This is a genomic window from Kitasatospora sp. NPDC004723 (assembly GCF_040609255.1).
Taxonomy (GTDB): Bacteria; Actinomycetota; Actinomycetes; order Streptomycetales; family Streptomycetaceae; genus Kitasatospora.
Genome location: NZ_JBEXJT010000006.1, coordinates 264,458 through 283,680, shown reverse-complemented (window position 1 = coordinate 283,680; position 19,223 = coordinate 264,458). Strand labels below are relative to the sequence as shown.

The window sequence follows — 19,223 nt, the reverse complement described above, 5'->3', positions numbered from 1 at the left end:
CACGTTATCCGGGCAAAGGCTCTCGCGTAAGGGGGTTACCGGCATCGGTTTCCACCGCTCTGGCCGGAACGCGACCCCGGTCCGGTGCGGGCGGAAGGTCTCTCGTAGGGTGATATGGGAGGCTTTGCGCGTGACTGACAAGGGACAAATCAGGGTATTCCTCCTCGACGACCACGAGGTGGTCCGCAGGGGCGTTCACGAACTCCTCTCGGTCGAGGACGACATCGAGGTGGTCGGCGAGGCCGGCACCGCCGCCGAGGCGCTGACCAGGATCCCCGCCGTCCACCCCGACGTCGCGGTCCTGGACGTCCGGCTGCCGGACGGCAACGGGGTCGAGGTCTGCCGGGAGATCCGCTCCCGGCTTCCGGAGATCAAGTGCCTGATGCTGACCTCGTTCTCGGACGACGAGGCGCTGTTCGACTCGATCATGGCGGGCGCCTCCGGCTACGTGCTGAAGGCGATCCGCGGCACCGACCTGATCACCGCCGTCCGGGACGTCGCGGCCGGCCGCTCGCTGCTCGACCCGGTCGCCACCAGCCGGGTGCTGGCCCGGCTGCGGGACGGCGGCGAGAAGGAGGACGAGCGGCTCGCCCAGCTCACCAAGCAGGAGCGCCGCATCCTGGACCTGATCGGCGAAGGGATGACCAATCGTCAGATCGGCAACGAGCTGCACCTCGCCGAAAAGACGGTGAAGAACTACGTCTCCAGTCTGCTCGCGAAGATGGGGATGGAGCGCCGGACCCAGGCGGCCGCTTTCGTGGCCCGGCACCAGGCGGACCACCAGCACGGATAGGGCCGATGCACAGAACTGACGATCTGTCAATGACCCCCGCCGAGAGGTCCTAACCTCTGGCTGTGACTTTCAGCCAGACCCTTGCCCTTGCACCGGCCCGTCCCGACCTCACCGCTCCCCCGATAGGAACCCTCAGCCCGCCCGTCCCCCGCACGGCGCTCGCCGAGGTCCTGCGCCGCTACCGGGTGGGCCGCCTGCTCACCGCCGAACCCGTCGCCGAAGGCCTGCTGAACCGCGGCTACCGGGTCACCACCGAGGCCGGCGGCTACTTCCTGAAGTGCTACGTGGACGCCGCGACCGCCGGTCGCGAGGCCGTTGCCGCCCACCACCGCACGATGGACGCGCTCGCCGCCCTGGGCCTGCCCGTCGCTCCCCCGCTGGCCCTCGCCGGGCGCACCACCACCATCGCCGCGTTCGGCGGCCGGCTCTTCGCGCTCTTCCCCTGGGTGGCCGGCCGGCACCGGCACGGCACCGAGCTGTCCCTGCCGCAGTGCGCCTCGCTGGGCGCGCTGCTCGGCCGGCTGCACGGCGCGCTCGACGAGGTCTGCGCGCCGGCCGCACAACCCTCCGGCTACCGCAGCGCCGACCCGCTCGACAGCTCCGTGCTCGCCCGCGAGCTGCGCCGCCGGGCCCGTGATCACCAGCCGCACGGCGAGCTGGACGTCCTGGTCGAACGCCGGCTGACCGAACGGCTGGAGCTGCTCACCGAGCACGCCCACCGCCGTCCGCTCCCGCAGGCCGCCCCGCCCACCGGCTGGACCCACGGCGACTTCCACGGGCTCAACCTGCTGCACCACGACGAGCGGATCACCGCCGTCCTGGACTGGGACAAGCTCGGGCCGCAGCCGCGCGCCGAGGAGGCCGTCCGGGCGGCCACCCTGCTCTTCAACGACCGCGTCACCGGGGTGCTCGACCTCGTCCGGGTCCGGCACTGGTCGCAGTCCTACCGGGCCACCGGCGCCGCCACCGCCGAGCACCTGGCCGCCGCGGCGCACCGGGTCTGGTGGGAGCGGCTGAACGACTTCTGGATGCTCCAGTGGCGCTACCAGCGGGCCGACCACCGGGCCGACCCGCTCTACCCCGCCTCGGCGGGCCAGTTGGCGTGGTGGTGCCAGGAGTACGAGCAGGTCCTGGACGCCTTCGCCAACTGACCCGTCGGGTCAGTTGGCGGCGGCCGGGGGCTGGGTGGTGGGCTGCACCGGCGGCTTCGGCGTGCTGCCACCGCCCGCCGGCGGCGTCGTGCCCCCGCCCCCGCCGCTGCCCCCGGTCTGCGGCGGGTTGGTCGCCGGAGACGTGGCCGGGGCCGTCGTCCCGCCGCCGCCCGTCCCCGTGGTCGGGGCGGTGGTCGGCGGGGCGGTGGCCGCCCCGGTCGGCGTCGTGGGCTCGGTCGTCGGCTTGCCGCCGGTCATGGTCGGCGTCGGCGTCGGGCTCGGCGTGTTGTGCTTGCCGCCCGACTGGGTCGGCTGCTGGTTCTGGTTGCCGCCGCCGTTGTTGTTGCCGTTGTTGTTGTTCGTATCCGCCGGCTGCTGCGGACGCTTGCTGTTCTGGCCGCCCTGGGCGGGGGGCGTGGTCGAACCGGAGCTGGGCGTGGTGGCCTCCGGCGCCGTCGAGACCACCCCGGCGGACGGGCTGGTCCCGCCCGGCGTCCCCTTCGGGGTGTCGTCGCCGCCGCTGAGCGCCAGCGCGATGCCGGCACCGGCCGCGACCACCACCGCCACGATCCCGGCCACCCAGCGCCACGGCCCGCGCCTGCCGGAGCCGTGCCCATGCCCGTGGCCGCCGCCCTCGTGCCCGTCGCCGGAATCGCCGCCGTACGGCCCGCCGGCCGCCGGGTAGGGCGAGGCCGGCGTGTGCGGGCCGCCCGGCACCTGGTAGGGCAGCACCGTCGTCGAATCACCCGGGACGCCGGCTCCGAGCACCGCCGTCTCGTCCGTGCCGACCGGCGGCAGCCCACCGCCGTGGACCGGCCCGCCGAGCGGCCCGGCACCGACGGCCCAGCCGCCGGTGCCGCCGGTCAGCTCGCGCAGCGCGTGCTCGATGTGCGCGCGGAACTCGTCGGCGTCCTGGAAGCGGTCGTCCGGGTTCTTGGCCAGCGAGCGCAGCACCAGCGGGTCCAGCCCGGCCGGCACCCGCGGGTTGGCCTGCGAGGGCGGCACCGGCTGGTCCTGCACGTGCTGGTAGACCACCGACAGCGGGGTGTCACCGGTGAACGGCGGGCGCAGCGCCAGCAGTTCGTAGAGCATGCAGCCGGCCGCGTACAGGTCGGAGCGGTGGTCGACCGGCTTGCCCAGCGCCTGCTCCGGCGAGAGGTACTGCGGGGTGCCCATGACCATGCCGGTCTGGGTCATCGTCGAGGCCGTGCCGGTGAGCGCCCGGGCGATGCCGAAGTCCATCACCTTGACCGCGCCGTTGGTCGTGATGATGACGTTGGCCGGCTTGATGTCGCGGTGCACGATGCCGTGCCGGTGGCTGTAGGACAGCGCCTCCAGCACCCCGGCGATGATGATCAGCGCCTGGTCGACCGGCGGCGCCGTCTCGTCCACCAGCAGCTCGCGGACGGTCCGGCCCTCGACCAGCTCCATCACGATGTACGGCGTCGACTCCTCGCCGACGTACTCCTCGCCGGTGTCGTACACCGAGACGATCGCGTGGTGGTTGAGCGCCGCGACGGCGTGCGCCTCCCTGGTGAAGCGCAGCCGGGCGATCTCGTCCTGCGCCAGTTCGCCGCGGAGCAGCTTCACCGCGACGGTCCGGCCGAGCCGGACGTCCTGGGCGGCCAGCACCTCGGCCATGCCGCCCCGGCCGAGCCGGTGGGTCAGCCGGTAGCGGCCGTCCCCGACCGTGCCCAGCGGGGCCGCGGTGCCCCGGCCGGGCGTCTGCGGGCCGCCGTACGGCGGAAGTGCGGTGGTGGCGGCGTCGCTACCGGGCTCGGGCCTCGCGGCCCCGCCGGCCGGACCGGTCGCCCAGGCCCCGTCGTCGTCGCCCGGATGCTGCGTCTGTGCCATCGCTCCTCGCCCCGGGCCTTCGCTCGGATCGCGGTGCCCTGTCGCTCGTATCCCCGAACGCTACCGTCTCCGACCGGCCCCTGTGGCACGCGCGATCCGGACGGAACGCGTCAGAGCAGGCCATTCCGGTCGGCCGGACCGTCGAGGCGCAGCACCGTGGCGCTCTGGCCCGAGACCCGCGAGTTGGGACCGGTCGTGGTGTCCCGCTCGGCCCGGTTGACCACGATCGCGATGATGATCACCGCCAGCACGATCACGCCGACGATGATGCCGATGATGACCAGCGCGGTCGAGCAGCCGCCGCTGCTGGACGCCGGGGCCGGCTGGAACGGCGGCGCCGGCATCGGGTGCGGCGGCGGGGTGTGCGCCTGCTGCGGGAACGGCTGCGGGGTGTGCGGGGTCTGGAAGGCCGGCGGCGGGGTCTGGAACGGCTGCGGCTGCTGCGCCGCGAACGGCTGCGGGGTCTGCGGGGTCTGGAAGGCCGGCGGCGGCGTCTGGAACGGCTGCGGCTGCGGCTGCGGGAACGGCGTCGGCGTCTGCGGGGCCTGCGGCGCCGCGTGCACCGACCGCGGACCGTCGGTGATCACCAGCGGGTTGCTGGCCGCCAGCGGGCTGCCGCCGCCCTTGGCCGCGCCGATCAGCCGCTCCGCGTCGTCGCGCATCGCCGCCGCGCTCGGGAAGCGGTGCGCCGGGTCCTTGCGCAGCGCCCTGGCCACGAACTCGTCGACCGCCGGGGTGATCCGCGGGTTGAGCGTGGACGGCGCCGGCGGCGCCTCCTGCACGTGCTTGTAGGCGATCGAGAACGCCGAGTCGCCGTCGAAGACCAGCTGGCCGGTGAGCATCTCGAAGAGCATCACGCCGACCGAGTAGAGGTCGGAGCGGGCGTCCACCGGCTTGCCGAGCGCCTGCTCGGGCGAGAGGTACTGCGGGGTGCCGACCACCATGCCGGTCTGGGTCATCGAGGTGACCCCGCTCTCCAGCGCGCGGGCGATGCCGAAGTCCATGACCTTGACGTTGCCCTTGCGGTCGAACATGACGTTGCCGGGCTTGATGTCGCGGTGCACCAGGCCCATGTCGTGCGAGGCCTCCAGCGCGTTCAGCACGCCGACGGTGACCCGCAGCGCCTCCTCGGCCGGGATCGCGCCCTGCTGGGCGACCGCCTCGTTGATGGCGTCCCGCAGGCCCTTGCCGTCGATCAGCTGCATGACGATGTACGGGGTGCTGGACCCGTCCGGGGCGATGTCCTCGCCGCTGTCGTACACCGTGACGATGTTGGGGTGCTCCAGCCGGGCCACCGCCTGCGCCTCGCGGCGGAACCGCTCCTTGAACGAGTCGTCCCGGCCCAGCTCGGCGTGCATGCTCTTGAGCGCGACCTGACGGTCCAGCACGCTGTCGTACGCGAGGTGCACCGAGGCCATGCCGCCCTCACCCAGCACCCGCTGCAGCACGTACCGCCCGTTGCCCAGGGAGTAGCCCTCGACCGCCGCGTTGCCGTGCTCGCCCATGGTCCTCTGCTCCCCCTCGGTGCGGCACTGCCGCCGCGACCGTGACGTTCGGTCTCGTCCGTGCGTGTGCGGGTCCGGCCCGCTGGCCCGCCCGACCCCTGTCGCGGCGCTCGCCCGGCCTGCGACAGGGGCCCAGGGTATCGGCTCACGACGAGGCCGACCGGCCCAGGGCCGACACTGTGTCCAGGTCGCGACCGGGTACCGGCCGGTGGTGCGTCCGGCACCGGGACGCCGTGCGGCCCCCGGTGCCCCACGGCCCCCGACTCGGGGGCCGTGGCGGTACGGGTACGGCCTACAGGTACGGACCGGAGCGGATGCCGCGGCCCTCGCCCGGCTCGTCGCCCTCCGGCTCCCCGCCGTGCAGGCCCGGCGGCAGCGCCCGGCGCATCTGCTCCAGCTGCGCCCGGGCCGCCATCTGCTGGGCGAACAGCGCGGTCTGGATGCCGTGGAACAGCCCCTCCAGCCAGCCCACCAGCTGCGCCTGCGCGATCCGCAGCTCGGCCTCGGTCGGGATCGAGTCCTCGGTGAACGGCAGCGACAGCCGCTCCAGCTCGGCGACCAGCTCGGGGGCCAGGCCGAGCTCCAGCTCCTTGATCGAGCTGGCGTGGATGTCCTTCAGCCGGGCCCGGCTGGCCTCGTCGAGAGGAGCCGCCCGGACCTCCTCCAGCAGCTGCTTGATCATGCTGCCGATCCGCATGACCTTGGCGGGCTGCTCGACCATCTCGGTCACCGGCAGCTCACGCGGGCCGTCCCCCTCGTCACCGCCCGCCATGCCGATCGCCCCCTGGCCCACCGGCAGCCCGTCCGGTCCGACGATCAGCACCTTCTGGCCGTCCTGCGACTGCCCGCCCATGGCCTGGTGGAACTCGTGGGACGAGCGCTCGTTCATCGGATTCGTCATGAACCACATTCTCCCTCACTGGGATTGCCCGGGTGGAGGGCCCCGGCCACCCGGGAACGACGCTACGCCCCGGACGCGGGGGCCGGTATCCGTACGGATACTCAGTCCGCCCGGGTACCGGGGCGGGGCGCGCGGCGGGATGCGCGGCGGGATGCGCGGCGGCGCGCGGGTCAGCCGCGCCGCAGCCGCAGGCCGATCAGGCCCAGTCCGCAGCCGATCAGGCCGAGGCCGGCGCCGAGCGGGAACTGCCGGGTGGAGGCGTCGTCCCAGCGGGTGGGCAGCACGACCGGTCCGGCCGCGACCGTCTGCGGCCCGGGCAGGCCGAGTGCCAGCGCCTCGCTCCCGGAGCCGTCGGCGGGCCCGGCCGGGGCCGGGGCATCCGCGGCGGGGTCGGCCGCGGTGGGGTCGGCCGCGGTGGCCGCGGGCTGCTCCGGCACCTGCTCGACGGGCTGGTCCGGACTCTGCTCGACGGCCTGCTCGGGCACCTGCTCGGGCACCTGCCCGGCCCGCTCGGGCGCCGATCCGGGGTGGGGCCGCTGCCGGCGCTGCTGCCATCCGGCCTGGGAGGTGCCGGAGCGCGGATGCCCGGTCCGCTGCCACCCGGGCGCACCGGCCGGCACGATCGCGGACGAGGACGCGGATGCGGCGGCCGTGCCGGCGGTGGCGGTGGCGGTCACCGACGCGTCGGCGGCCTCGGGCACCGGGGCGACGGCGGGGGAGGGCTCGGCGGAGGGCTCCTCGGCGGGCTCCGCCTCGGACCCCGCTCCGGGCTCCGTTTCGGGCTCCGCGGCGACGGCGGACGCCTCGGGCGTCACGGACGCCGCCGGGGACGGCCGGTCGCCCGGCAGGGCCACCGCCGCCGGGCCGACCGCCAGCGGCACGGCCAGACCGAGCACCGCCACCAGCAGCAGCCGCCGGGCCCGCCGCCCGGCACGGCGGGCACCCGGACGGACCCGGCCCCGGAGATACCCGGGCGACCGGCGGGAGGGGGACGACGGTGATGCTGCGGGCAGCGGCCCGAGGAACGCGGACGAAGGTGCGGGCACGGTCGAGGTCCTTCCGCGACGGCCGACCGCGCGGGGCGGGATCGGCGGCGGGACAGCTCCCGTCCAGACTCACACAGACCCGCATTCCGGGCATGTCGGACGGCCCGGACCGGCGGAGCACGGATCCCCCGGACCCGCCACCCCGCCGGCCGGGCCCGGGCTCAGACCCGCAGCACCACCTTGCCGACCTGCGCACCGGCCTCCAGCACCCGGTGCGCCTCGGCGGCCTCCGTCAGCGGCAGCACCCGGTCGACCACCGGCTTCACCACCCCGGAGGCGACCAGCGGCCAGACGTGCTCGCGCACCGCCGCCACGATCGCCGACTTCTCGGCCAGCGGCCGCCCGCGCAGATTGGTCGCGATCACCGCGCCGCGCTTGCGCAGCAGGGTGTTGAGGTTCAGCTCGCCGTTCACCCCGCCCTGCAGCCCGATGATCACCAGCCGCCCGTTGACGGCCAGCGCGTCCACGTTCCGCTGCAGGTACTTGGCGCCCATGATGTCGAGGATCACGTCCGCCCCGGCGCCGCCGGTGGCCTCCCGGAGCACCTCGACGAAGTCCTGCGTGCGGTAGTCGATCAGCACGTCGGCGCCCAGCTCCGCGCAGCGGGCCAGCTTCTCCGGGCCGCCCGCCGTCACCGCCACCCGGGCGCCGACCGCCTTGGCCAGCTGGATCGCCATCGTCCCGATGCCGCTGGCGCCGCCGTGCACCAGCAGCGTCTCGCCCGGCCGCAGGTGCGCGGTGAGGAAGACGTTGGACCACACCGTGCAGACCACCTCCGGCAGCGCGGCGGCCTGCTCCGGGGTCAGCCCGGGCGGCACCGGCAGCAGTTGGCCGACCGGTACCGCGACCCGCTCCGCGTAGCCGCCGCCGACCAGCAGCGCGCAGACCTCGTCGCCGACCGCCCAGCCGGACACCCCGGGGCCCAGCGCGGTGATCCGGCCCGCGCACTCCAGGCCGGGGTGGCGCGGGCTGCCGGGCGGCGGGTCGTAGAAGCCCTGCCGCTGGAGCAGGTCGGCGCGGTTGACGGCGGTGGCGGCCACCTCGACCAGGACCTCGCCCTCCCCGGGCACCGGGTCCGGCACCTCCGCCCAGACCAGCGCCTCGGGCCCGCCGGGTTCAGGAATCGTCATCGCATGCATGGCCCGACGCTACTGCGCGCCGGCCGCCCCGCGGGCGGGCGACCCGCGCCGTCAGCCGGCCAGGTCGGGCAGCAGCACGGCGCCGGGCAGCGCGGCCAGCGCCGGTCCGGGCAGGATCAGCTTGCCGCGCCGCCGCCCGCTGCCGACCAGGACGAAGGGGCTGGCCGCCACCGCGGCGTCGACCAGCAGCGGCCAGCCGGCCGGCAGGCCGACCGCGGTGATGCCGCCGTACTCCATGCCGGTCGCCTCGACGGCGGTGTCCATCGGCGCGAACGAGGCCTTGCGCGCCTCCAGGTGCTTGCGGACCGTGCGGTTGACGTCGACCCGGGTGGTGGCCAGCGCCAGGCAGGCCGCCAGGGTGGTCTCCCCGCCGCGCTTGGCGGCGACCACCACGCAGTTGGCCGAGGCGTCGAGCGGCACGCCGTAGGTCTCGCAGAAGACCGCGGTGTCGGCCTTCTCCGGATCGGTCTCGACGTACAGCACCGACCGGGCGGCCTCCCGGTCGTCCCAGTCCGCCAGCGCCCCGGCCACCGGGGCGACCAGCCGGTCGGCCACCTCCAGCGCGGGGGCGAAGAAGTCGAAACTGCCGAACGGGAGCTGCGGTTGACCGGTCATGGCGGCAACCCTACGCGCCGTCCGCCGACTTGATGACGATCACCCGGTCGGTGATCTGCAGCGTCCGCGCCTCCGGCTCGGTGTAGTTGATCACCCGCCGGCCGCGCACCACCGCCACCACCAGGTCGTCGAGTTCGCGCGGGCTGTGCCCGGCCTCGGCCCGGGTGACCGGGCGCTCGACCACGTCCAGGCCGTTGCCGTAGGTGAGCAGGTCCTCCATCACCGCGCCCGCGTGCGGGCTGAGCATCGACATGCCGAGCAGCCGGCCCGCCGAACTGGAGCTGGTGACCACCACGTCGGCACCGCTCTGCCGCAGCAGCGGGGCGTTCTCGTCCTCCCGCACCGCCGCGACGATGGTCGCCGAGCGGGTCAGCTGGCGGGCGGTCAGGGTGATCAGCGCGGCGGTGTCGTCCCGTTCGGGGGCGACCACCACCCGGGCGGCGGTGGGCAGTCCGGCGCGCAGCAAGGTGTCGGTCCGGGTGGCGTCGCCGACCACGCCCACCAGGCCCTGCTGGGCGGCCTGGTCGACCACCCGGCGCTGCGGGTCGACCACCACGATCTCGTCCTTGCGCGCGCCCTGCCCGAGCAGGGTGTCGATGGCGCTGCGGCCCTTGGTGCCGAAGCCGATCACGACGGTGTGCTCGCGCACGGTGGACCTCCAGCGGTTCAACCGCCACTGCTGACGGGTACGTTCGGTGAGCACTTCGAGGGTGGTGCCGACCAGGATGATCAGGAAGAGCACCCGCAGCGGAGTGATCACGAAGATGTTGGTGAGCCGGGCGCTGTCGCTGAACGGGGTGATGTCGCCGTACCCGGTCGTGGAGAGCGTCACCGTGGCGTAGTACGCCGAGTCCAGGAAGCTCAGCCCGCCGCCGGCGTTGTCGTTGTAGCCCTCGCGGTCCAGCCAGACGATCAACGTGGTGGCCACCAGGACGCCCAGCGCCAGCAGCAGCCGGGAGCCGACCTGCCGCACCGCCGGGGCGGAGCGCCGGGCGGGCAGCACGATCCCGGAGTCGGCCCAGGGCTCGGTACCGGGAGTGGTCGGTCCGGCCAGTCGCTCGCGGACGCGTCGGACACTCATGGCACCTCCAGCAGTTCGATCTCGTCACCGGCCGCCGCGCCGCCCGGCGGCACCACCGCCAGCGCCTCGGCCCGGGCCAGGCCGCGGAGCATCGCCGGGCCGTCGTGGCGGAGTTGGACCACCCCGCGGGCGGTCCGGCGGACCGGCAGCAGCCGGGTGTCCACCGGGTGGCCGGGCAGCGGGTCGACGGCGGCGGCCAGGACCGGCTCGCCGACGCTCCGCCCGGCCAGCGCGCGCAGCAGCGGCAGGGCGAGCGTCACCGTGCCCGCGACGGCGGCCAGCGGATTGCCGGGCAGGCCCACCAGGTGCCGGCCGCCGGGGAGTTCGGCCAGCACCATCGGGTGGCCGGGGCGGACGGCGACCCCGTCCACCAGCAGCCGGGCGCCGCACTCGGCGAGCGCCCGGTGCAGGAAGTCCACCGGGCCGGCCGCCGTCCCGCCGGTGGTGACCACCACATCGGCGACGGAGTGCCGCAGGGCGTCCCGGAGCAGGCCGAAGTCGTCGCGGACGGCGCGCGGTTCACCGGTCTCGGCGCCGGCCGCGCGCAGCCACGGCGGCAGCAGCGGGCCGAGCGCGTCCCGGACCAGGCCGGGCCGGGGCAGGCCGGAACCGAGCAGTTCGTCGCCGAGCACCAGCAGTTCCACCACCGGGCGGCGGTGGACGGCCAGCCGGTCGTGGCCGCAGGCGGCGGCCAGGCCGAGCACCGCCGGGCCGGCCTCGGTCCCGGCCGGCAGCAGCACCTCGCCGCGCCGGCACTCCTGGCCGCGCGGCCGCACGTCCTGGCCTGTGGTCAGCGCACCGGGGGTCCGCTCGGACAGCAGCATCCCGTCCGGCTCACCGTGCTCACGGCGGAGCACGGCGGTGGCACCGGGCGGCAGTTGGGCGCCGGTGGCGATCTCCACGGCGGCGCCGTCGGCCAGCGGACCGTCGGCGGGACGCCCGGCGAGCAGCCGGCCGGACACCTTCCAGGGGCCGGGGCCGGCGACCGCCCAGCCGTCCATCGCCGAGGTGTCGAAGGCCGGCAGGTCGCTGAGCGCGATCAGCGGCTCGGCCAGGGTGCGGCCGAGCACGCCGTCCAGCGGCAGGCTCAGCGACGGCAGCACGGGGCGGCCGGCCCGGCGGGCGGTCTCCCGGGCCGCCGCCCAGCCGGCCGGGCGGGCCGGGGCGAAGGCGGTGCGCTCCTCCATCACGCTCACGGCTGTCCCGGGTCGTCCGTCCGGGCCGCCGCCCAGCGCTCGGCGAGCACCTCGGTGCGCCGGGACGCCTCGGCGACCGCCTCCGGGCCGCCACCGCGACGCGCGGCCGCGTAGCCGATCAGAAAGGCGGTCAGCGGGGCCGCGGGCCGGTCCACCCCGTGCGCGACCACCCGGGCCAGGTCGAGCAGGCCGCGGACGTCGACCTCCAGGTCGACGTCCAGCTCGGCACGGACCTCGGCGATCCAGTCATCCAGCGTGCGCTCCATGCGAACATGCTGCCCGATCGGTGGTGCACCCGGGATGTTTGTCCGGTGAGCGGCGCGCGTCGTTTCGCTCACGTCCGGGCCCCGGCCCCGTGAGCCGGCCGGTCCGGACCGGGATCAGCCCGGGCCGCCGCCGCGTTCGCGGGCCTGCTCCAGGTCCTCCCAGGTGTCGCAGTCGTAGGTGACGTCGTCGGTGTCGGCCAGCCGCAGGGTGGGCAGGGCGCCGGTCAGCCGGCGCAGCGGGAGCCCGGCGGGGTCGCCGGCGGCGGCCAGCGCGGCGCGCAGGGCGGCGGTGCGGTAGGCGGCGGCGAGCGGCTGGTCACGGCCGCCGGCGTCGACCAGCACGGCCGCCGCGGTGTCCGGCCCGGCCCCGTCGAGAGCGGCGACCAGCCGGTGGACGGTGCGCCGGTCGAGGAACGGCAGGTCGGCGGCGAACAGCAGCACCAGATCCGCGCTCACCTCGGCGAGACCGGCCGCGACGGCGGCCACCGGCCCGCCGCCGGGCGGGCGCTCGCGGGTCCAGCGGACCCCGGGCCGGGCGGTGGGCCGGACCGGGCCGACCACCACGGTGGTCCGGGCCTCCGCGCAGGCGGCGAGCACCCGGTCCAGCAGGGTGGTCCCACCGACGGTCAGACCGGGCTTGTCCGCCCCGCCCAGCCGCCGGGCGGCGCCACCGGCCGGGACGATCACGTCGTACGGCGTCATGCCGCCAGTATCCGCCGGACGCTCAGGCGGTGGACCCGCCGTCCTCGGGCTCCCGCTCGGCGGGCGCTCCGGTGTCCGGTCCGGCCCCGGCCCCGGCCCCGGCCCCGGCGTCCGGTCCGGCCTCCGCCTCGGGCTCGCCCTCGACCTCGGGCTCGGCCTCGACCTCGGGCTCGGCCGCGGCGCCGGTCCCGGCGGCAGCCGTGTTGGCGGCGGCGCTCAGCTCCAGCACGACCGGCAGGGTCAGCTCCCCGTACCGCCGGTTCACCGCCGCGACCAGCGCCTCCGGGTCGTCCGGGTGCTCGGCCAGCAGCCGGTCGAAGTCCTGCAGGTACTCCCCGGTGAAGGCCAGCACCCGGGCCGCGTCGTCGCCCTGTTCCGGCGCCCGGTGCCCGGCGATCACCCGGTCCACGCCCAGCTCGGCGATCCGGCCCAGGTTGCGGACCCAGTCGGCGCGCTGCTCCGGCGTGGTGTCGGCGGTCCAGACGTGGGTGCCGTTGTACACGAAGTCGCCGGCCACCACGGTGCGGACGCTCGGCACGTGCACCACCGTGGAACCGTCGCAGTCGGCCTGTCCGAGCAGCAGCACCGGGATCACCTGCCGGTCGATCATCAGCGGCTGGGGCAGCAGCGGGGCCGGGACCAGCGGATGGTCCGGGATGTCGTCGCCGAACACCGGCTTCCACTGGGCGACCTTCGCCGCGGCGGTGCGCAGGATGCCGTCGACCACCGGCGGCGCGGCCAGCAGCTGCGCCTCGGGGAAGAGCCGCAGCACCTCCTCGGCGCCGAAGTAGTGGTCGGGGTGCTGGTGGGTGATCACGATGGCGAGCAGCCGCCGGCCCTTGCCCGCCACCCACTCGGCCAGCTCGCGACCGGCGCTGCGGGTGAGCTGGGCGTCGACCAGGATCGCCGTGTGCTCGCCGAGGATCAGGGTGGAGGTGGCGAAGAAGGCCGACTCGGGGCCGGTGAAGACCTCGACCTCCAGCGGCCGGACCGGCGCCCCGGCGGCGGGCGCCCCGTCGACCGGGTCCGCGCCGGCGTTCTCCTCGGACGGGGACGACGTCACTGGCTGCTCCCTCTGCTTCGGCGGTCCCGGTCCCGTTCCGGCTCGGTGTCGGTGGTGCGCACGGCCGTGACGGCGGGAGCCGCCCGGCCGGGGACCGTACCGGGCGGCCGGACCTCGCGCCCTACAGCATGGGAGCACGGCGCACGGAAAACGCGGAAGGCGCGCCCGGCGGGGGCGCGCCTTCCCGGTCGCGTGTCGGGGCGGTGACTCTTCGCCGCGGTGGTCAGCGCTGGCGGCCGGTGAGCTTGGCGACGCGGTCGGCGACGCCCCAGGAGGTGACCCGCCAGAGCGCCTCGACCACGATCTGCCGGCTCATCTTGGACGCGCCCAGCTCCCGCTCGACGAAGGTGATCGGCACCTCGGCGACCTTGAAGCCGGCCTTCACCGTGCGCCAGGCCAGGTCGACCTGGAAGCAGTAGCCGGCCGAGGCGACCTGGTCCATGCCCAGGCCGAGCAGGGTCTCCTTGCGGAACGCCCGGTAGCCGCCGGTGACGTCCCGGATCGGCACGCCCAGCATCAGCCGCGAGTAGGTCGAGCCGCCGCGCGAGAGCAGCAGCCGGGACTTCGGCCAGTTCACCACCCGGCCGCCGGGGACCCAGCGCGAACCCAGCACCAGGTCGGCGCCGCGCAGCGCGGTGAGCAGCCGGTCCAGTTCCTCGGGCCGGTGGGAGCCGTCGGCGTCCATCTCGACGAGCACGTCGTAGCCCTCGTCGATGCCCCAGCGGAACCCGGCCAGGTAGGCGGCGCCCAGCCCCTCCTTGCCCCGGCGGTGCAGGACGTGCACCTGGGGGTCCTCGGCGGCCAGCTTGTCGGCCAGCTCACCGGTGCCGTCGGGGCTGTTGTCGTCGGCGACGAGGACGTGCACCTCGGGCACCGCGGCACGCACCCGGCCGACGATGAGCTCGACGTTCTCCGCCTCGTTGTAGGTGGGGATGATCACCAGCACCCGGCCGAGATCGGCGAAGCCCTGCTGGTTGACGGTCACGTACTAACCTCTCGGCCGGTGGCGGGACGTGCCGGTCACCATTGCCCGCACTCATCGGAAGACACAGTCCCGGCCGACACCCCGCCGGCCCGGACGACACCGTGGAAAACACTGGGTCCTGGCATCCTACTACCGCGTCCTCGGGCCGACCTTCCTCCTGAGGCACTCCCGACCGGCGCCCGCCGTTTCACCGGCGGAGGTGCAGGTCGGCTAGGGTCGATGCCCGGCCTTTGCCCGGATGCCCGAACCCGTCCGCCCCCGCCCGCAGCCGCCTGACGGCGGCGAGGCCCACCAGCCACTGCAGCAAGGAGCAGGACCGCGCCCATGGACAAGCTCGTCAACACCGTCCGCCCGTACGCCTGGGGTTCGGTCACCGCGCTCCCCGAGCTGCTCGGGCAGGAGCCGACCGGCGAACCGCAGGCCGAGCTGTGGATGGGCGCCCACCCCGGGGACCCGTCGCGGGCGGACCGGGGCGAGGGGCCGCGCCGACTCGACGAGTTGATCGCCGCCGATCCTCGGGGCGAGCTGGGCGCCGCCTCGGTCGCCCGGTTCGGGCCCACCCTGCCGTTCCTGCTCAAGATCCTCGCCCCGGGCATCCCGATCTCCATCCAGGCCCACCCCTCGCTCGACCAGGCCCGCGCCGGGTACGCCGCCGAGAACGCCCTGGGGATCCCGCTGGACGCCCCGCACCGCAACTACCGGGACGCCAACCACAAGCCCGAACTCATCTGCGCGCTCGGCGACTTCGAAGGTCTCTGCGGCTTCCGCCGGCCCGCCGACGCGGCCGCGCTGCTGGCCGGCCTCGGGGTGCCCGCGCTGGCTCCGGTGATCGCCCTGCTGGGCGCCGAGGACGAGTCCGAGGCGCTCAGCACCGCGCTGGCCGCCGTGCTCACCCTGTCCGGGCCCGAGGCCGCGGAGGCGGTCCGGGACACCGCCGAGGCGCTCGGCAAGGCCGCCGCCGAGGACCCGCAGGGCCCGTACGCGCCGTACACCCGGATCGCCCGGGACTTCCCCGGGGACGTCGGGCTGATCGCCGGACTGCTGCTCAACCACGTCCTGCTGCGCGCCGGTCAGGCGCTCTACCTGGGCGCCGGCGTCCCGCACGCGTACCTGCACGGCCTGTGCGTGGAGCTCCAGGCCAACTCCGACAACGTGCTGCGGGCCGGGCTCACCCCCAAGCACATCGACGTTCCGGAGCTGCTCCGGGTGGTCGAGTTCGCCGCCTGCTCGCCGGAGCCGCTGCTGCCGGTCACCGTCGACGGGACGCCCGGCGAGGAGCTGTACCCCGTGCCGATCGACGAGTTCCGGCTCTCCCGCTTCGTGCTGGACGGCCGGGAGCGGACGGTCGGCGGCGACGCCCCGCAGATCCTGCTCTGCACCGCCGGCGCCGCCCGGCTGACCGCGGCGGACGGCGCCGTCCTGGAGCTGGCCCGGGGCGAGTCCGCCTTCCTCCCGGCCGACGGCACCGCCACCCGGCTCGACGGCGCCGGCGCCACCGTCTTCCGCGCGACCGTCACCCTCTGACCCCGGCCGCACGCGGCGGCGCCGGTCAGTCCGTCTTCGCCGGGCCCCCGGCGCCGGCGGTGCCCGCGCCCACCAGGGCCGGCTCCGCCGTTCCTACGGCCGGCACCGGGACCGCGGCCACCGCCGCGGGGGCCTCCAGGGACTGCGGGGGCCACCGCCGGTTCATCGCCTTCGTCAGCTTGCGGCCGAGGTTCTGGAAGGGCATCTCCACCAGCCGGTACACCACCCAGCAGACCACCAGCAGCACCGCCAGGTACATGGCCACCCACGCCCACCGCTCGGCGAACGGCAGCTCCTGCAGCTTGGCCCAGTAGTACTTGGGGTCCCAGCCGAACCGCCACAGCAGGAACCTCTTCACCGGCCAGTGCAGCAGGTAGAGCGAGAAGCTCACCGCGCCCAGCCAGACCATCGCGCGCGGCATCCGCCGCTTGCGCAGCAGGAAGAAGAGGCCGAACGACGCCCACGCCCCCAGGTAGGCGTAGGTCCACGCCTGCCAGGTGAAGGTCGAGGTCGCGTCGGCCATCGGGCCCCGGTTGAACATCCACCCCACCAGGGCGCCCGCCGCCGCCACGAAGCCGATGGCCAGCCAGGCCTCGATGCGCTCGATCTGCCCGTGCTGCGCCCGGTAGATCACCGTGCCCGCGAACATCGTCGCGAGGATGGTGAAGGTCTCGAACGCGGGCACCCGGCCGTTGGTGCACACCAGGTACAGGCTGAGCCCGCCCAGCAGCAGACCGCCGGTCCGGGCCAGGGACGCGTTGCCGCTGAGCATGCAGAGCACGCCCATGACCACGACGGCCAGGGCGGCGGTCACGAGGTTGTAGATCTCCTGGTTGCTGTTCTGCAGGCTGTGCGACGGGATCCAGACGCCCATCACCAGCGCGACCGCCCCCGCCCCGACCGCGATCGGCGTGCTGCGCCGGTGCCAGCCGAACGCGAAGAGGCTGCTGACGAGGAAGTAGAAGATCATCTCGTACGTGAGCGTCCAGCTCACGCCGAAACCGTTCCACACGCCCAGCATGTCCGTCAGCATCAGGCCGTTGCCCACCAGCCAGAGCTTGTCGTGGTGGTAGCTGTCGAAGGTCAGGACCTGGTAGGCGGGCGGCAGGATGAACTCGGACAGCAGCATCGCCACGATCAGCGCCGGGTAGATCCGGAAGATCCGGCCGATCCAGAACGCCCGGACGTCACCACGGCGCTCCAGCGAGGCCGGGATGATGTAGCCGCTGACGATGAAGAACACGATGACCCCGTAGAAGCCGAGGTCGAAGTGGCTGGCGATCTCGCCGCCGAACGGGACGATCCTCAGGATCTCGAAGTGATGGGCCGCGACGGCCAGCGCCGCGATGCCGCGCAGCGCGTCCAGCCAGCCGAGCCGGTTCGACGAGGGGCGTGCGGATCCGGCGCCGGTTGCTCCGGTGGCCTCTCGCCGAGAGCGGGATTTGAGTGTCATCACGCGCCGGAGGCTAGTCCATGTCCGGGTCGGGCTCCGCACCACCCCTTCGTGAACGGCCTTTGCGGGAGTTCCGCACCCCCTCCGGACCGGGCGCCGTCCCCTGCACCGGAGGTCAGTCGCGGGTCATGTCGACGAAGCGGGAGTAGTGGCCCTGGAAGGCCACGGTGATGGTGGCGGTCGGGCCGTTTCGGTGCTTGGCGACGATGAGGTCGGCCTCGCCCGCGCGCGGGGACTCCTTCTCGTAGGCGTCCTCGCGGTGCAGCAGGATGACCATGTCGGCGTCCTGCTCGATGGAGCCGGACTCACGCAGGTCGGAGACCATCGGACGCTTGTCGGTGCGCTGTTCGGGACCACGGTTCAGCTGGGAGAGCGCGATCACCGGCACCTCCAGCTCCTTGGCCAGCAGCTTCAGGTTTCGCGACATGTCGGAGACCTCCTGCTGGCGGTTCTCGGCCCGGCGGGAGCCGCCGGACTGCATCAGCTGGAGGTAGTCGATGACGATCAGCTTGATGTCGTTGCGCTGCTTGAGCCGGCGGCACTTGGCGCGGATCTCCATCATCGACAGGTTCGGGGAGTCGTCGATGAACAGCGGGGCCTCGCTGACGTCCGGCATCCGCCGGGCCACCCTGGTCCAGTCGTCGTCCGTCATGGAGCCGGAGCGCATGTGGTGCAGCGCCACCCGGGCCTCGGCGGAGAGCAGGCGCATGGCGATCTCGTTGCGGCCCATTTCGAGCGAGAAGATCACGCTCGGCAGCTTGTTGTGGATCGAGCAGGCCCGGGCGAAGTCCAGCGCCAGGGTGGACTTGCCCATCGCGGGGCGGGCCGCGATGACGATCATCTGGCCGGGGTGCAGCCCGTTGGTGAGCGCGTCGAAGTCGGCGAAGCCGGTCGGGACGCCGGACATCTGGCCGTTGCGGGAGCCGATCGACTCGATCTCGTCGAGGGCGCCCTCCATGATGTCGGCGAGCGGGGCGTAGTCCTCGTTGGTGCGCTGCTCGGTGACGGCGTAGATCTCGGCCTGCGCCGCGTTGACGATCTCGTCGACGTCGCCCTCGGCCGCGTAGCCCATGCCGGCGATCCGGGTGCCGGCCTCGACCAGCCGGCGCAGCACCGCGCGCTCGTGCACGATCTGCGCGTAGTACTCGGCGTTGGCGGCGGTCGGGACGGAGTTGACCAGGGTGTGCAGGTAGCCCGGTCCGCCGACCCGCTGGAGCTCGCCGCGCTTGGTCAGCTCGCCGGCCACGGTGATCGGGTCGGCCGGCTCGCCGCGCGCGTACAGGTCGAGGATCGCGCCGTGGATCAGCTCGTGCGCGGGCCGGTAGTAGTCGGCCGGCTTGAGCACCTCGACCACGTCGGCGATGGCGTCCTTGGAGAGCAGCATGCCGCCGAGGACGGACTGCTCGGCCGCGAGGTCCTGCGGGGGGACGCGCTCGAAGCCGTCCAGGCCGCCCTCGCCGCGCTCGTCCTCGCCGCCCTGGCGCCGCTTGCCGCCGTCCCGCTGGAAACCGCCGGACCCGCCCTTGCCGCCCTTCTGGAAGCCGCCGCCCTGGCCCTGGCCGCGGCCGCGCGAGACCGGCAGGCGGTCGCCGGGGCCGTCCGGGAAGGGGGCGTCGGCGAAGGCGCCGACCGGGAAGGGGTCGTCGGCGCCCTGCCAGTCGTCCTCCGGCGGCGGGGCGTCGTGGTCGTCGTACTGGGGGCCGGTCACGCGTGTTCCCCGTTCAGCGAGTGGTGCGAGTTGGAGCGGGCCTTGCCGGTGGCTGGGATGGTGCGGAACCCGACTCCGCGCCACCGCATTTTCTACGCCACCGCACCGACAAATCGGACGCCGGGGCGGGTGGGAGTGTCGGGCGGACGGCCCACGCTAAGGCGCCGGACGGCCTTCAGCCAAGGCGGTTATCCACAGGGGGTGTGGACGAGTGGCCGATGACTGTGGAGAAGTGCCGCAA

At 74.5% G+C, this 19,223-nt stretch carries 15 protein-coding genes and 1 pseudogene; 3 read left to right on the top strand and 13 right to left on the bottom strand.

The window, feature by feature from the left end; translation table 11 throughout:
- Positions 1-130: 130 nt before the first annotated feature.
- Positions 131-793 carry a response regulator transcription factor gene (locus tag ABZW10_RS10780; RefSeq protein WP_350543164.1) on the top strand — a complete coding sequence of 221 codons (663 nt, stop codon included), beginning with the start codon at positions 131-133 and terminating at the stop codon, positions 791-793.
- Positions 794-855: 62 nt separating this feature from the next.
- The gene (locus ABZW10_RS10775) at positions 856-1,944 is read left to right on the top strand and encodes a phosphotransferase (protein ID WP_355362571.1); all 1,089 of its coding nucleotides are present in this window, start codon (positions 856-858) and stop codon (positions 1,942-1,944) included.
- A 9-nt stretch (positions 1,945-1,953) separates the two neighbouring features.
- Here the strand turns inward: ABZW10_RS10775 and ABZW10_RS10770 are convergent, their stop codons facing one another.
- The 11 genes and pseudogenes from ABZW10_RS10770 to ABZW10_RS10720 all read right to left on the bottom strand — a co-directional run bounded on the left by ABZW10_RS10770 (position 1,954) and on the right by ABZW10_RS10720 (position 14,297).
- Positions 1,954-3,798 carry a protein kinase gene (locus tag ABZW10_RS10770; protein ID WP_355362569.1) on the bottom strand — a complete coding sequence of 615 codons (1,845 nt, stop codon included), beginning with the start codon at positions 3,796-3,798 and terminating at the stop codon, positions 1,954-1,956.
- A gap of 110 nt (positions 3,799-3,908) precedes the next feature.
- A complete protein-coding gene (locus ABZW10_RS10765) occupies positions 3,909-5,303 on the bottom strand; it encodes a protein kinase (RefSeq protein WP_355362567.1) in 1,395 nt (464 codons plus the stop codon).
- Between the two features lie 292 nt (positions 5,304-5,595).
- Complete coding sequence (locus ABZW10_RS10760) at positions 5,596-6,156, bottom strand: bacterial proteasome activator family protein (RefSeq protein ID WP_355362666.1); 561 nt, start codon at positions 6,154-6,156, stop codon at positions 5,596-5,598.
- A gap of 218 nt (positions 6,157-6,374) precedes the next feature.
- Entirely contained in the window at positions 6,375-7,250 is an 876-nt protein-coding gene (locus ABZW10_RS10755) for a hypothetical protein (RefSeq protein ID WP_355362565.1), read from the bottom strand.
- A gap of 161 nt (positions 7,251-7,411) precedes the next feature.
- Entirely contained in the window at positions 7,412-8,389 is a 978-nt protein-coding gene (locus tag ABZW10_RS10750; protein WP_355362563.1) for an NAD(P)H-quinone oxidoreductase, read from the bottom strand.
- Positions 8,390-8,440: 51 nt separating this feature from the next.
- Positions 8,441-9,004 carry a YbaK/EbsC family protein gene (locus ABZW10_RS10745; RefSeq protein ID WP_355362561.1) on the bottom strand — a complete coding sequence of 188 codons (564 nt, stop codon included), beginning with the start codon at positions 9,002-9,004 and terminating at the stop codon, positions 8,441-8,443.
- A gap of 10 nt (positions 9,005-9,014) precedes the next feature.
- The gene (locus ABZW10_RS10740) at positions 9,015-10,085 is read right to left on the bottom strand and encodes a potassium channel family protein (protein ID WP_355362559.1); all 1,071 of its coding nucleotides are present in this window, start codon (positions 10,083-10,085) and stop codon (positions 9,015-9,017) included.
- Complete coding sequence (locus ABZW10_RS10735) at positions 10,082-11,272, bottom strand: molybdopterin molybdotransferase MoeA (RefSeq protein WP_355362664.1); 1,191 nt, start codon at positions 11,270-11,272, stop codon at positions 10,082-10,084. Before ABZW10_RS10735 ends, ABZW10_RS10740 begins: the two co-directional genes overlap by 4 nt.
- 5 nt (positions 11,273-11,277) lie before the next feature.
- Positions 11,278-12,249, bottom strand: a pseudogene (locus tag ABZW10_RS10730) (NTP transferase domain-containing protein).
- 22 nt (positions 12,250-12,271) lie between these two features.
- A complete protein-coding gene (locus ABZW10_RS10725) occupies positions 12,272-13,312 on the bottom strand; it encodes an MBL fold metallo-hydrolase (RefSeq protein ID WP_355362557.1) in 1,041 nt (346 codons plus the stop codon).
- Positions 13,313-13,535: 223 nt separating this feature from the next.
- Positions 13,536-14,297: a polyprenol monophosphomannose synthase gene (locus ABZW10_RS10720; RefSeq protein WP_355362555.1), complete on the bottom strand. Its 762-nt coding sequence runs from the start codon at positions 14,295-14,297 to the stop codon at positions 13,536-13,538.
- Positions 14,298-14,621: 324 nt separating this feature from the next.
- Here ABZW10_RS10720 and manA point away from each other — a divergent pair, with 324 nt between their 5' ends.
- Entirely contained in the window at positions 14,622-15,821 is a 1,200-nt protein-coding gene (gene manA / locus ABZW10_RS10715) for a mannose-6-phosphate isomerase, class I (RefSeq protein WP_355362553.1), read from the top strand.
- 25 nt (positions 15,822-15,846) lie between these two features.
- Here the strand turns inward: manA and ABZW10_RS10710 are convergent, their stop codons facing one another.
- Positions 15,847-17,274 carry an acyltransferase gene (locus tag ABZW10_RS10710; RefSeq protein ID WP_355362551.1) on the bottom strand — a complete coding sequence of 476 codons (1,428 nt, stop codon included), beginning with the start codon at positions 17,272-17,274 and terminating at the stop codon, positions 15,847-15,849.
- Positions 17,275-17,389: 115 nt separating this feature from the next.
- The gene (dnaB, locus tag ABZW10_RS10705) at positions 17,390-18,856 is read right to left on the bottom strand and encodes a replicative DNA helicase (protein WP_355362662.1); all 1,467 of its coding nucleotides are present in this window, start codon (positions 18,854-18,856) and stop codon (positions 17,390-17,392) included.
- Between the last annotated feature and the right edge of the window lie 367 nt (positions 18,857-19,223).

Excerpts from the sequence above, each read along its gene's own strand:
- ABZW10_RS10770 (WP_355362569.1), bottom strand. The coding sequence starts at position 3,798 with ATGGCACAGACGCAGCATCCGGGCGACGACGACGGGGCCTGGGCGACC.
- ABZW10_RS10765 (WP_355362567.1), bottom strand. The coding sequence starts at position 5,303 with ATGGGCGAGCACGGCAACGCGGCGGTCGAGGGCTACTCCCTGGGCAAC.
- ABZW10_RS10760 (WP_355362666.1), bottom strand. The coding sequence starts at position 6,156 with ATGGGCGGGCAGTCGCAGGACGGCCAGAAGGTGCTGATCGTCGGACCG.
- ABZW10_RS10750 (WP_355362563.1), bottom strand. The coding sequence starts at position 8,389 with ATGCATGCGATGACGATTCCTGAACCCGGCGGGCCCGAGGCGCTGGTC.
- ABZW10_RS10745 (WP_355362561.1), bottom strand. The coding sequence starts at position 9,004 with ATGACCGGTCAACCGCAGCTCCCGTTCGGCAGTTTCGACTTCTTCGCC.
- ABZW10_RS10740 (WP_355362559.1), bottom strand. The coding sequence starts at position 10,085 with ATGAGTGTCCGACGCGTCCGCGAGCGACTGGCCGGACCGACCACTCCC.
- ABZW10_RS10735 (WP_355362664.1), bottom strand. The coding sequence starts at position 11,272 with ATGGAGGAGCGCACCGCCTTCGCCCCGGCCCGCCCGGCCGGCTGGGCG.
- manA (WP_355362553.1), top strand. The coding sequence starts at position 14,622 with ATGGACAAGCTCGTCAACACCGTCCGCCCGTACGCCTGGGGTTCGGTC.
- ABZW10_RS10710 (WP_355362551.1), bottom strand. The coding sequence starts at position 17,274 with ATGACACTCAAATCCCGCTCTCGGCGAGAGGCCACCGGAGCAACCGGC.